Origin of the sequence: Desulfosporosinus sp. SYSU MS00001 (assembly GCF_049943955.1) — a bacterium.
In the GTDB taxonomy this organism is placed as follows: domain Bacteria; phylum Bacillota; class Desulfitobacteriia; order Desulfitobacteriales; family Desulfitobacteriaceae; genus Desulfosporosinus.
In genome coordinates this window covers 58,535-70,878 of sequence record NZ_JBNFTW010000006.1, presented here as the reverse complement: position 1 = coordinate 70,878, position 12,344 = coordinate 58,535, and the positions used below count along the sequence as shown (strand labels likewise).

General features: G+C 42.1%; 12 protein-coding genes. 9 read left to right on the top strand and 3 right to left on the bottom strand.

Translation table 11 applies throughout. The features are described 5' to 3' along the window. Positions 1 to 147: 147 nt before the first annotated feature. From ACPUYX_RS12255 to ACPUYX_RS12225, 7 genes are all read left to right on the top strand, one after another. Positions 148 to 966, top strand: a complete 819-nt coding sequence (locus ACPUYX_RS12255; RefSeq protein ID WP_426379947.1) for a GNAT family N-acetyltransferase — start codon at positions 148 to 150, stop codon at positions 964 to 966. 504 nt (positions 967 to 1,470) lie between these two features. Next, positions 1,471 to 3,213 (top strand): phospho-sugar mutase, encoded by a 1,743-nt coding sequence (locus tag ACPUYX_RS12250; RefSeq protein ID WP_426379946.1) that lies wholly within the window; start codon positions 1,471 to 1,473, stop codon positions 3,211 to 3,213. Between the two features lie 49 nt (positions 3,214 to 3,262). Then, positions 3,263 to 3,445 (top strand): hypothetical protein, encoded by a 183-nt coding sequence (locus tag ACPUYX_RS12245; RefSeq protein ID WP_426379945.1) that lies wholly within the window; start codon positions 3,263 to 3,265, stop codon positions 3,443 to 3,445. Positions 3,446 to 3,728: 283 nt separating this feature from the next. Further along, the gene (locus ACPUYX_RS12240) at positions 3,729 to 4,709 is read left to right on the top strand and encodes a DnaJ C-terminal domain-containing protein (RefSeq protein ID WP_426379944.1); all 981 of its coding nucleotides are present in this window, start codon (positions 3,729 to 3,731) and stop codon (positions 4,707 to 4,709) included. A 41-nt stretch (positions 4,710 to 4,750) separates the two neighbouring features. Beyond that, positions 4,751 to 7,348 (top strand): ATP-dependent chaperone ClpB, encoded by a 2,598-nt coding sequence (gene clpB, locus ACPUYX_RS12235; RefSeq protein ID WP_426379943.1) that lies wholly within the window; start codon positions 4,751 to 4,753, stop codon positions 7,346 to 7,348. A 191-nt stretch (positions 7,349 to 7,539) separates the two neighbouring features. Next, positions 7,540 to 7,959, top strand: coding sequence for a hypothetical protein (locus tag ACPUYX_RS12230; RefSeq protein ID WP_426379942.1), 420 nt, complete (start codon positions 7,540 to 7,542; stop codon positions 7,957 to 7,959). Between the two features lie 43 nt (positions 7,960 to 8,002). After that, positions 8,003 to 9,769, top strand: a complete 1,767-nt coding sequence (locus ACPUYX_RS12225) for a UbiD family decarboxylase (protein ID WP_426379941.1) — start codon at positions 8,003 to 8,005, stop codon at positions 9,767 to 9,769. Positions 9,770 to 9,824: 55 nt separating this feature from the next. Here ACPUYX_RS12225 and ACPUYX_RS12220 read toward each other — a convergent pair whose 3' ends face one another. Further along, positions 9,825 to 10,361: a DivIVA domain-containing protein gene (locus tag ACPUYX_RS12220; RefSeq protein ID WP_426380125.1), complete on the bottom strand. Its 537-nt coding sequence runs from the start codon at positions 10,359 to 10,361 to the stop codon at positions 9,825 to 9,827. Between the two features lie 186 nt (positions 10,362 to 10,547). Here ACPUYX_RS12220 and ACPUYX_RS12215 point away from each other — a divergent pair, with 186 nt between their 5' ends. Next, the gene (locus ACPUYX_RS12215; protein ID WP_426379940.1) at positions 10,548 to 10,757 is read left to right on the top strand and encodes a hypothetical protein; all 210 of its coding nucleotides are present in this window, start codon (positions 10,548 to 10,550) and stop codon (positions 10,755 to 10,757) included. A gap of 16 nt (positions 10,758 to 10,773) precedes the next feature. Continuing rightward, positions 10,774 to 10,971: a spore coat protein gene (locus tag ACPUYX_RS12210; protein WP_426379939.1), complete on the top strand. Its 198-nt coding sequence runs from the start codon at positions 10,774 to 10,776 to the stop codon at positions 10,969 to 10,971. Positions 10,972 to 11,073: 102 nt separating this feature from the next. Here ACPUYX_RS12210 and ACPUYX_RS12205 read toward each other — a convergent pair whose 3' ends face one another. Further along, positions 11,074 to 11,604: a hypothetical protein gene (locus ACPUYX_RS12205; protein WP_426380124.1), complete on the bottom strand. Its 531-nt coding sequence runs from the start codon at positions 11,602 to 11,604 to the stop codon at positions 11,074 to 11,076. A 27-nt stretch (positions 11,605 to 11,631) separates the two neighbouring features. Continuing rightward, positions 11,632 to 12,252, bottom strand: coding sequence for a sigma-70 family RNA polymerase sigma factor (locus ACPUYX_RS12200; protein WP_426379938.1), 621 nt, complete (start codon positions 12,250 to 12,252; stop codon positions 11,632 to 11,634). Between the last annotated feature and the right edge of the window lie 92 nt (positions 12,253 to 12,344).

The window sequence follows — 12,344 nt, the reverse complement described above, 5'->3', positions numbered from 1 at the left end:
TTGATAATATTTTTCGTTGATATTTTTTCGAAAAACGATTACTATCAATTATAATACATTCTTATTTTACTATTTATAACCAATCTAGTGGTAGCTGGAAACATTGAAAAAGTCGTTTTAATAACAAAACAAAGTGAGTTTTACATTATGGAATCTATGAGAGTGACCACACTAGAACGGATTCGGCTGCCTGAAATGGTGGAACTATGGAATCGTTGCTGGCAGGGTTATTATTATAATATGGCTTATACTCCGGAGCATATGAAATTTTGGCTGGAACTTGGGCAAGTTGAGTTAGCGAACTCTATCGCCATATGGGTACATAATCAGATCGTGGGGTTTTCTTTGTTAGCCGTAAAGGATTCAGATGGCTGGGTTGCGGGAACAAGCATTGATCCAAGATATCGAGGCAAGGGCCTTTTTAAACCGTTGATGAAAGCACAGATTGAATTGGCCCAACGTCTTGGCCTTGCAAGGGTCTATTTAGAAGTTCTTGTTCAAAATCATGCCCAAAAAGTTTATCGTTCTATCGGCTTTTCGGGGATTCGTCAACTTTATGTTTATCGAACTGCTTCCCTGGAGAATGCTCCTTTATCTGCTATAACTATAAAACCTTTTAAAGAAATTCCCTTAGAGCAATATTTGGAGAAACGTCTGCAGGCCAATTTTATTCCACCATGGCAGCGTCGGCAAGGATATTTAAAACGCTATCGGAATATTCAAGCTTTAATGAATGCTAACGGTAGTGCAGGAATTATAACCCTCAGACAGAATAATGGCCCTATACTCGATGTCTGGAGTTCAAATACGGCAGGAGCAGAGGAAATAACCTCAATGATCCTAAAATTTCGTAAGCGTGGATTTTCTTTATTAAACCAACCGGAAGATTGGATTGTTGCTTTTCTTCAAATAAATGGAGTATATGCTCATTCACGGCAGATTGAAATGTGTTTGAGATTGGAATAATGCGGAGAAAAGAAGCATATAGTAGTAAGGTCTGGTGCGAATTGGGGTCATTACCAAAAATTACAGTATAGTATTATACCTATGGTCTCTTGAAAATTTACAGAGATTGGTATATAATAAAAAAATATCTAATATTCTATTAGAAAGGAGATTTCTATGACGCAAAAAGAGCAGTTAATGATCAATGCTATCTTAGAGTCAATAGGACTAGAATCCCTTAAGTCCGGGCAGACTCGCAGGCCAGTTCATAAAGAGGGATAAGCAGTTACGAAAGGGAGCGGTATTTTGACCCGGATTCTAATCCTAAATTGTAACCTAATAAGCCTTGAAACATTCCAAACCCGAATCTAAAAGCGAGTTTCTTATATTATCTAATTGATATAAGGAGCTCGCTTTTACACTTGAGTTGTTTCGTTCAAGCTGTTCTAACGGATTAGAGTATGTTATACTCACTGAAAAGGGAACATATTCCAAGTCTGAAGGCAATAAGGAGGAATTATCGAGATGAGCTTCCGAGATCGATACCAAATATGGTCAGAAAATCCCTATTTTGATGAAGAAACAAGACAAGAATTAAAGCAGCTTACCGATCAGCAAGAAATTGAGGATCGTTTTTATAAGGACTTAGAATTCGGTACAGGTGGTTTAAGAGGAATTATGGCCGCAGGTACAAATCGAATGAACAAGTATGTTATCAGGAAGGTTACTCAAGGCCTGGCGGAATACATTTGTGATCACGGACCTGAGGGAAAGAAACGTGGTGTCGTCATAGCCTATGATTCGCGCTGGTTTTCTGCGGACTTTGCCCTTGAAGCTGCTTTGATCCTGGCTCAAAATGGTGTTAAAGCTTACCTGTTTGACGAATTGCGGCCAACCCCTGAGCTTTCCTTCGCGGTTCGAGAACTTCAAGCGATTGCCGGGATCGTTGTTACGGCGAGTCACAACCCCAAAGTATATAACGGGTACAAAGTCTATTGGGAAGATGGCGGGCAAGTACCGCCTGCCAAAGCGGATGAAATTCTCGCTCGAATCGAAGCTCGTGAAAGTTGGCTGGGAATCGAGCCTATGCCCATAGAAGCAGCTAAAAGAGAAGGCCTTCTTCAGATGATCGGCGCCGAAATTGACAACGTTTACCTCTCTCGTGTGAAAGAACTCGCCCTTCACCCTGAGCTGGATGTCCACCGAGGTAAGGAGCTTTCAATTGTCTACACACCTTTTAATGGAGCAGGAAATAAACTAGTGCGAAGCGCTTTAGCCGAGCTGGGGTTTAGTTCTGTGACTGTTGTAAAAGAGCAAGAACAACCCGATCCCAATTTCACGACGGTTCCTTATCCTAATCCGGAAATCCCCACGACCTTTGATTTAGCTCGAGAGTATGGGAAGAAGGTTAAGGCAGAATTGTTGTTAGCAACTGATCCTGATTCTGATCGCCTAGGTGTGGTATTAAGGGTCCCAAATGGTGATTATCGTCAGCTTTCAGGCAATCAGATCGGAGTCTTGTTAACCTATTATGTGCTGTCACAGAAAAAGAATTTAGGCATTCTTCCTGAAAAGGCGGCTATTATCAAAACAATTGCTTCGACAGATTTGGCAGATGAGGTTGCGCGATATTTTAAGGTCGCGGTGGAAAATGTGCTAACCGGCTTTAAATTCATTGCTGAAAAGGAAAAAGAAATGGAAGATGGTGGTTGGGGAAAATTCCAATTCGGTTTCGAAGAGAGCTATGGCTATCTTGCGGGAGACTTCGTTCGAGACAAGGATGGAATTATCGCTTCAGTCCTTTTAGCGGAAGCCGCTCTCTATTATAGAAATATGGAACATCGCAGCCTTTTTGAAGTTTTGGAAACCATTTACCAAATGTATGGGTATTACCTTGATTCTCAGGAATCTTTGACCTTAGAAGGCCATCGGGGCCAAGAAGAAATGGTACGGATTATGGACTCACTTCGTCAGGAGGAAATCCGTGAAATATGCGGTAATCAGATTGAAAAAATCGATGATTATGAGCAACAAATTGGTAAGAACCTTGTTTCAGGTCAATCCTATCCCCTAACACTTCCGCGTTCCAATGTTTTGAGATTTTCCTTTGCAGGAGGCGGGTTTGTTATGGTTCGGCCATCTGGAACAGAACCTAAGATCAAGTTCTATTTCTCCGTAAAAGCAGATTCACAATCGTCTGCAGAGGAGTTACTGCGCTTGGTCAAAGACAACGTCATGAACCGCATCGCTCTAATACGCTCAAAATAGATTGGGCTCAATTTATCCAGTGTTTAAGACCTCCACTTCTATAAGGGGGGTGGGACCTTCGTTAACTTCAGGTGGGGTAGAGTCCTCCTTCGCCGCTAAGAATTCCTATTGGGAAAGGCGGCTTGGCAATAATGTCCACTGGACATTATTGTATCTGAAGCCCCGATGTTCAGCTTTAGCTGAACGAGTTCACTCAGAATTATCGTCTGCTGAGGATGATCAAATCAGTTAAATGGTAAAGAAGTTTTCGTTAAAGATAATAGTTTGTTAATTATGGTATGTTTTGGGTAATTACTCAAGGCATACTTTTTTCTATTAATAATGTTGGCTATTAAAGAATAATTCTTATGATAATATCTGACCATTATTGACCTTCGCCAAAAAAGAGAATATAATCTAAGTGTCAAGGAAAAATAAAACCAATATATCCCAAGCGCAGCATTTTAAGTTTAGACAATATAGGGGAAGTTCTCATAAATCATGACGTGGAAAGTTTGATCATTTGAGGTGGTACTATGGATTTTAAAGATTATTACGAAATTCTGGGGGTCTCTCCTGATGCGGATGATAAAACGATTAAAAAAGCTTACCAAAAGCTTGCTAAGAAGTATCATCCCGACGTAAATCCGGGAGACAAATCGGCTGAAGCTAAATTTAAAGAGGTCAGTGAGGCTTATCAAGCAATTAGTGATCCTGAGAAACGGCGAAAGTATGACGAATTGAAGCAGGATTATCAACAATGGCAGAAGCGCGGCGGACGCGGTGATTTCGATTGGGGCCGATGGCAGGCACATCCCGGTGATGGCGGACATCAGACTTATACCATGTCTCCCGAAGAGTTTGCAGAAATGTTCGGGGGTTCAGCTCGTTCTGGGGGCTTTTATGGAGCAGATGGTTTTTCGGATTTCTTCTCGACTCTTTTCGGAGGGGGACAATCCTTTGGCTTTGGTGGCAGTTCGACAGGGGTTAGATCGCGTGCCGGTCAAGATCTTGACGTTGATGTCCAAGTGACCTTGGAGGAAGCGTACAATGGCACTAAAAGGGTTATTAGAACTGGAGAAAAGCAAATTGAGGCTAAGATTCCCAAAGGTGTAAGGATGGGGTCAAAGGTTCGCTTGGCCGGACAAGGCGGTCCTGGGATTGCTGGGGGTCCTGCAGGAAACCTTTATCTAAATATTACGGTCAGCGACGATCCACGTTTCAGCAGAGATGGTGATGACTTAAAAATTATTTTGCCGGTCGATTTTTATAAGGCAATCCTTGGGGGGGAAGTTCGCGTTCCGACCTTTGGCGGGGAAGTCCTTCTTAAAATTCCACCTTTATCTCAAAGTGGGAAAAAGTTTCGCTTGAAGGGAAAAGGAATGCCAAAATTAGAACAACCCCACCAATACGGAGCCCTGTTAGCGGAATTATCAATCGTACTTCCGGAAAATTTGAATCCACAAGAACTTGATGCCCTTCGTGAATTAGCTCAAAAACGGGGTATAACCGAGTAAACATTCTTATTTAACTTTAATTTAGAGAGGAGAGTGTAACCATGGCATTTGATACAAATCGATTTACTCAAAAATCCCAAGAAGCAATTGCTCAGGCGCAAGCATTGACAGAACGGAACGGAAACAGTCAGGTTGAACCGGAACATTTACTGCTTTCACTTCTGGAACAGGGAGACGGCGTGGTTCCCCAAGTCTTAGCAAAACTGAATCTGGCAGTTGGGGTTCTTGTTCAATCCCTGCGTCAAGAAATAAACCAATTTTCGCGCATAAGCGGCGGGAACCTTCAAATTACAATATCTCCCCGCTTACGGACAGTCTTGGTTGCGGCTCATGACGAAATGTCAACCTTTGGCGATGAATATGTAAGCACTGAGCATATCCTGTTATCCATTCTGGAAAAGGCCGGAGGAGCCGCCGAAAAGGTTCTTAAACAAGTTGGATTAACTCGGGAAAATCTACTTCAAGCCTTGCGGGAAGTGAGAGGAACACAGCGGGTAACAAGCCCAAACCCAGAAGGGACCTATGCTGCTTTGGAACAATACGGTTTGAATTTAGTTGAGCAGGCTAAACGCGGACGTTTAGATCCTGTCATCGGACGGGATGAGGTAATTCGTCGGGTGATCCAAACTCTATCTCGACGAACTAAAAACAATCCGGTGTTGATTGGAGAACCAGGAGTCGGAAAGACCGCGATTGTTGAGGGGCTAGCTCAAAGAATTGTTCGCGGTGACGTCCCCAAGGCAATTAAAGATAAACAAGTCATCGCCCTTGATCTTGGAACGATGATTGCTGGGGCTAAATATCGCGGGGAATTTGAAGAACGCTTAAAAGCAGTCCTGAAAGAAATTCACAATCGTGACGATGTAATTTTGTTTATTGATGAATTGCACACGGTCGTGGGTGCGGGGGCAGCTGAAGGAGCCATGGATGCCAGTAATATGCTGAAGCCTATGTTAGCTCGCGGAGAACTAAGCATGCTTGGAGCTACTACTCTGGCAGAATATCGTAAGCATATCGAGAAAGATGCTGCTCTGGAGCGTCGTTTTCAGCCGATTATTGTTGATGCTCCTAGTGTGGAAGATACTATTTCAATTCTAAGAGGTTTAAAGGAACGTTATGAAACGCATCACGGGGTTCGCATAACCGATGGAGCGATTATTGCGGCTGCAGTACTGTCGGATCGCTATATCAGTGATCGTTTTCTGCCTGACAAGGCCATTGATTTAATTGATGAGGCCGCTGCACGGATGCGGATGGAAATAACGAGTGATCCTTATGAGTTAGACCAAATTAAACGCCGAATTATGCAGCTGGAAATTGAACGGGAAGCCCTCAAGAAGGAGAAAGATGAAGCAAGCAAAGAGCGTTTAGGCAAAATCGAAAAAGAACTTGCTAATCTTAAAGAGGAACGGTCAGCTCTAGAGGCTCAACTGCAGGGCGAACGGGAAATCCTGACGAAGATTCAACAGCTTAAAGAAGAAGTGGATCGTTCTCGAAATCTTATGGAACAAGCTCAACAACAATTAGACTATAATAAAGCAGCAGAATTACAATACGGGATAATTCCCAGCCTGGAGAAAAACTTAAAGGATGAAGAAGAAAAGCTCCAGAGTAAACAAGATTCTCTGTTAAAGCAAGAAGTAGTAGAGCAAGATATTGCCGAAATTGTAGCTACTTGGACCCATGTTCCTGTTTCCAAATTGATGGAAAGCGAGATGGAGAAACTTGTCCAGATGGAGGAACGAATTCATCAACGAGTGATTGGACAGGATGAGGCTGTACGCGCCGTTTCAGATGCCGTTCGACGAGCCCGTGCCGGTCTGCAGGACCCTAATCGCCCCTTAGGTTCTTTCCTTTTCTTGGGGCCTACCGGAGTGGGCAAAACAGAATTGGCACGAGCCCTAGCGGAGTTCCTCTTTGATGATGATCAAGCATTAGTGCGGATCGACATGTCGGAGTATATGGAGAAGCACACGGTAGCTCGTCTGATCGGAGCTCCTCCCGGCTATGTTGGTTATGAGGAAGGTGGTCAATTAACGGAAGCCGTACGTCGTAAGCCCTATAGTGTTATTTTATTTGATGAAACGGAGAAGGCCCATAGTGATGTAACCAATGTATTGTTACAACTCTTGGATGACGGACGGCTTACCGATGGTCAGGGAAGAATTGTCAACTTTAAAAATACCGTAGTTATTTTAACGAGTAATATTGGCAGTCCTATAATTCAGGAACTATCCCGCAGAAATGCTCCCCAGGAAGAAGTTCGTTCAGCCATCAACGAAGAATTACGGCAGCATTTTCGCCCTGAATTCCTTAATCGTCTTGACGAAGTCATCGTCTTTCATCCTCTTGATCGGGCACACATTGGACAAATTGTTGAGATTCAACTGGGCCATTTACGCAAACGTTTGCATGAACGTAATATATCCTTAGAGATAACAGATCAGGCCTTGCAGCAACTGGCCAACGAAGGTTATGATCCTGTTTATGGAGCAAGGCCGCTGAAACGTGTTATTCAACAACATCTCCAGAACCCCTTGGCACTTAAATTATTACAGGCTGAGATAAAAGATGGGCAAAAAATAGTAGTTGAAATTGATGCTGCAGGGGACTATATATTTAGAGCTTTATCAACTTAAAACCATAGTTGGTCTATTCAGATATTGATAAAAACCTTTGGCTTCCGCTTTGACAAAGAAAGGCGGAGCCGAAGGTTTCTTTATAACCTCCAAACATGGTTAACAATGCAGCAAAAACTTGTCTATAATTAAGACCAAATTGTATAATAAAGCGGAATAGATGTTAAACAGAGAGGTGGGGAGGTTCAATAATGCTTGATAAACATTCAGAATTAATGTCATATCAGTGGCAAGAAGGAGTGGGACGCTGTCAAGTACTGCTAACTCTTATCGATACAGGCAATGGACTGCAAGGTCTTTTAACAGGAGGAGAAAAGCCTCATGTTGGTGGGGTTGTTCTTGCTCTGCCCCGTCAAAGTTTGCAAGGAGAGGGGTGGAGTTCAGATGTCTATATTACACCGGTTCCGGGGCATAAAGATGTAGAAGTTGCCCGAACTATGGCCGAAGCACTTGCACAGGCAATTTTGTTTCCTGTGACCATCACTGCAGGTATCCATTCGGATCTCTTGAATTCGCAGGAATTAGGTCAAATTATACAGAATTGTAACAATCTTACTCGAACTGTATTGAATTTCCTGGAATCAGATGGGGTTTCAGAGACTTCTCACTGAAACTAAACCATAGCTCCAATGATACTATTGAAGAAGGTGTTTTATGCATTCCAATTTACGTCAGTTTATCACGACTCTTAAACAGGAAAAGCAAATCATAGAAATTGAGGCAGAAGTTGACCCATACCTGGAGCTCGCTGAAATTCACCGCCGAGTTATTCAAGCAGAAGGGCCTGCCCTATTATTCAAACGAGTAAAAGGCAGTAAATTTCCAGTTGTGACTAATTTATTTGGTACACGGCAAAGAGTTGATTTAGCTGTTGGGCCAAAGCCGGAAGAAATTGTTCAAAGAGCGGTAGCTGCTCTAAATCGCCTGCTTCCGCCAAAACCGTCGCTGCTTTGGCAGGAAAAGGAGTGGATTATCTCTCTGGCCAAAAGCGGTCTGCGTTCTATGAAATCGGGAAAAGCTCCTGTTCTTGAAATTCAGGAGAAGTCCGTTGATTTAACTCGTCTTCCTGTATTGACGAGTTGGCCCGAAGATGGCGGTCCTTTTGTGACCTTGCCTTTGGTATACACTGAGCATCCTGTGACGAAAGAACATAATCTTGGCATGTATCGAATCCAGATCTACAATCAGCAAGAGACAGGAATCCACTGGCAAATACATAAAGGGGGAGGGTTTCATTATTTTGAAGCAGAACAGCTCGAACAAGACCTTCCTACAACTCTTTTTTTGGGAGGCCCGCCGGCTTTGATCCTTGCTGCTATAGCGCCGCTTCCTGAAATGCTGCCTGAGTTAATTTTTGCCTCTTTTTTGATGGGAGAAAAGCTCTCTCGAGTTGATATTCCTTCTCATCCTCACCCGCTCATTGCAGAGGCTGAGTTTGCCATTTGCGGTAAGGTTTCTCCCTTTGTCCGCAGGCCTGAGGGCCCTTTTGGAGATCATTATGGTTATTATTCATTAACACACGATTTTCCCGTTTTCAACGTTCAGGCAATCTACCATAGACGAGATGCCATTTATCCTGCAACGGTTGTTGGTAAACCTCGTCAAGAAGATTATTTTATCGGCGAATATTTACAGTCCCTCTTGTCTCCAATGTTTCCGATGGTCATGACTGGAGTAAAGGCACTCTGGACTTATGCAGAGACTGGTTTTCATGCTTTGGCTGCCGCTATTGTTCGAGAAAGTTATCGCCGGGAAGCGTTGGCTCACGCCTTTAGAATTCTTGGGGAAGGGCAGCTAACCTTAACAAAATTCCTGATTCTAACGGATGTACAACTGGATCTGCAGAATTTTAAACTCTTATTTGAAACTGTCCTCGCCCGCTTTGAACCGGAATCTGATCTTATGATATTAAGCGAAACTTCCATGGATACTTTAGACTATACAGGGCGTAGACTAAACCATGGCAGCAAAGCAATTTTGCTTGGCTTAGGAAGTGCAAAACGAGATTTGCCCCGACAATTTGACGCCGGAAAGCTGCCTGGCGTTTCCCGCATTAGACCATTTTGTGCCGGCTGTTTAATATTAGAGTCCCAATCGTTTAAAGACGCACCAGAATTGGCCAGGGATGTTTTGACTCATCTTGAAGATGAACCTTTTAAGAACTGGCCCTTTCTTGTCTTAGTTGATGACCTTGATTTAGCCCTTGACGTTACAGGCTTTTTATGGCAAGTTTTTACTCGTTTTGACCCAGCTCACGATATTTATGCTTCTACAGAAGTCAGACATCATCGCCTTATTTATCATGGGCCCATTTTAGTCGATGCCCGAATGAAGCCGGATTACCCTGGCGAAGTCCTTCCCGATGAAGCTACAATCAAATTAGTTGATGAGCGTTGGAATAAGTATGGATTACGGTTGTGACAACTTTAGTTACTAAAGGTAAAGGTTATAGTATGAGAAAGGCTCTTGAACCAGTTCAAGAGCCTTTCTCCTGCTGCAATAAAGTTTGAGTTTGGGAAGGATTACCTAATAAGTTTTGAACAATTTCTAAATGTTGAATGCTTTGTTCAACAAGGTTTTGGAGTTCATCTTTTTTAGTTATTAATGCTTTAATTTCTTCTTGCAATTGAATAATCTCATGCCTTTTTTCGACGAGGTCTGCCTCCATTTCTGTTTTCCTTTCTTCTGCAAGACGGTTCGCTTCGCTGATGATGGCGTCACTTTCATCTCGTGCCGATTTAATCAAAGTTTCAGCATGTTTATCGGCTTCTTCGCGAATTTGATTAGCTACTCTCTGGGCACTCAGTAAAGCGTCTCTTAAGTCACTTTCCATCGTTTCATAACTTTTAAGACGATTTCCCCATTCTGTATTTTGCTCCCGCAGGTTATTAATTTGCAAACGAAGTTCTTTATTAGCAGCATTTGCTTCGGATAACTGATGATCTGTTTCAGCCCAAGCTTGATCGACAGCTTCCGGTTCATAGCCACGGATTACTCGTTTAAAGTCCGGCATTTCCAAATCTTAAAAGCCTCCCTCTCTATTTAGATAATGAAACATCTCTTCAAGAAAAAGTACAGCGGTATGGGCGTTTGTCCAGTTATTTAAAGAAGAAGTTTTGGTTTTGTGAATAATTTTTAGTGATTTTACAAATCCTGAAACTGTTATATGGAATAAGTTCCAAGAAGGAGGGACCAAAAAATGCAACTCAATGAGATGGAAATGAAAAAACTTCTAGATCAAGGTATGCTGACTCGAAGCATCATTGAAAACGAAACAGCCATGAAAAAGTGCCTTATGTACCATGAAATGGCCAAAGATCCTGCTGTAAAGGGATTTTTTAAGGAGCAGGCCAAAGGTTTGGAAGACGTTATAGGGTACTTCAAGAAGGGATTTAACGAAATCCAGTAGAAAAGGGGGAATTAGAATGGGCGACTTTACTGATTTGGATATGCTTTATGATTATGAAAAAGATGCCGCAAGTGCTGCCATGGGCTATATGACCTTAGCAACTCGGGCTCATCACGGCGATTTAAGAAATATCTACTTACGTTTAGCGAACGAAGCCACCAATGCACATAGTAAGGCGAGTAAATTAATTAATCAAAATGGTGGCATTGCCTAAACAAGCGTATGTAAAAGGGGCTGTAACAAAACTTACCAGTTTGTTACAGCCCAATTTTATTATGAAATAGAGAGTATTTCAAGAGTTTGTTGTCATGACACTTTAAAATTTCCACCAACCGGGAGTCTTGTCCTCGACAATTTGTGTTAGTAAATTAACAGTAGCATCATTAATTTGAAATAATTGATTCTCAAAACGAACAATTCCTTTTTGAGGGTAGTATTGCAGTGCATAATCCTCTTCTGAATGAAATTTAGAAGGAGAACGATGTAAGGTGAAAAACTCGATAGGTTGCTTCTTCAAATCTTTAGGAATCTGGGATCCGGTAATGGGAGTGGCTTGTTGCAGGTCATGTATAAACGAACTGATTTCCTTTTGGTTCGTGTAATAATAGGGATGATATGGATCGTTTGCATAAATCATGCCAAGCATTGTGATTGCATGAGGGTGAAACTCGCGATTAGATAGACCGAGTGTAGAGAAAGGGTCGAGCCAACTTTCCTCATAGAGAGGCGGCCCTAAAATAGTGGCTGAAAGTAAGGTTAAAATACTCAAACTAACAGCTAATTTATGATGTTTTAATTTTGCAAGACGCATTCGACAGGAGAAAACGAAACTGGAAAAGGAAAGCATCAAGAAACTCCTCCGCATGGTTGAAATTTAACCAGCTATTTGCCGAGAACGATAAAGAACTGTTTTTCGTCTAATACGTTGGATAGCATTGTCCAAAGATTTGGGATGAAGCCCCAGCTGTTCGGACAATTCTCGCTGCTTAAATCCTTGAAGAAAATAATGTTCAAAGACGATTCGTTCAAGATTAGACAGATCACGATTTATATCGTTAATAATTGAACGAGTTTCCTCGTTAGCAATAACAGTCGTAGCCGGGTCTTCGGCATTCGGCAGAAGAGCCATAAAACTCGTTTCCTCAGATTCGGAAATAGCATTGTTTAGGGAATAAGCATTGTTCAGATTGACATGTTTATTACGGGTATATTTTCGAATACTATCAATCAATTTGCGCTTTATGACCATTCTTAAGAAATGGAGGAAAGGAATATTTAAATGGTCGTCATATGATAAAACCGCTCTGTATATCGCTATCCGTCCCTCTTGGATGAGATCATCATAATCCGCCCTGGGCAGAAAATATTTACAGGCGATAATACGAACTTCTGGTTCGTAGTACTCAATTAATTGATTTAATGCTTCTTTATTCCCTGAGCGCGCTGCCTCAAGCATCGACGTTTCATCTATAATCTCGTTGTCTTTTAAAGACATGGCACTCAACTCCTTGTTAAAAGCTAGTCATCATGCTTCACATTGAGTTTAATTAAGAATGACATATTTGACAAGGAATTTTTAGTGGACGA

What these genes read in the sequence shown, in the direction of transcription:
- ACPUYX_RS12255 (WP_426379947.1), top strand. Translation starts at nt 148, where the DNA reads ATGGAATCTATGAGAGTGACCACACTAGAACGGATTCGGCTGCCTGAA.
- ACPUYX_RS12250 (WP_426379946.1), top strand. Translation starts at nt 1,471, where the DNA reads ATGAGCTTCCGAGATCGATACCAAATATGGTCAGAAAATCCCTATTTT.
- ACPUYX_RS12240 (WP_426379944.1), top strand. Translation starts at nt 3,729, where the DNA reads ATGGATTTTAAAGATTATTACGAAATTCTGGGGGTCTCTCCTGATGCG.
- clpB (WP_426379943.1), top strand. Translation starts at nt 4,751, where the DNA reads ATGGCATTTGATACAAATCGATTTACTCAAAAATCCCAAGAAGCAATT.
- ACPUYX_RS12230 (WP_426379942.1), top strand. Translation starts at nt 7,540, where the DNA reads ATGCTTGATAAACATTCAGAATTAATGTCATATCAGTGGCAAGAAGGA.
- ACPUYX_RS12225 (WP_426379941.1), top strand. Translation starts at nt 8,003, where the DNA reads ATGCATTCCAATTTACGTCAGTTTATCACGACTCTTAAACAGGAAAAG.
- ACPUYX_RS12220 (WP_426380125.1), bottom strand. Translation starts at nt 10,361, where the DNA reads ATGCCGGACTTTAAACGAGTAATCCGTGGCTATGAACCGGAAGCTGTC.
- ACPUYX_RS12215 (WP_426379940.1), top strand. Translation starts at nt 10,548, where the DNA reads ATGCAACTCAATGAGATGGAAATGAAAAAACTTCTAGATCAAGGTATG.
- ACPUYX_RS12210 (WP_426379939.1), top strand. Translation starts at nt 10,774, where the DNA reads ATGGGCGACTTTACTGATTTGGATATGCTTTATGATTATGAAAAAGAT.
- ACPUYX_RS12205 (WP_426380124.1), bottom strand. Translation starts at nt 11,604, where the DNA reads ATGCTTTCCTTTTCCAGTTTCGTTTTCTCCTGTCGAATGCGTCTTGCA.
- ACPUYX_RS12200 (WP_426379938.1), bottom strand. Translation starts at nt 12,252, where the DNA reads ATGTCTTTAAAAGACAACGAGATTATAGATGAAACGTCGATGCTTGAG.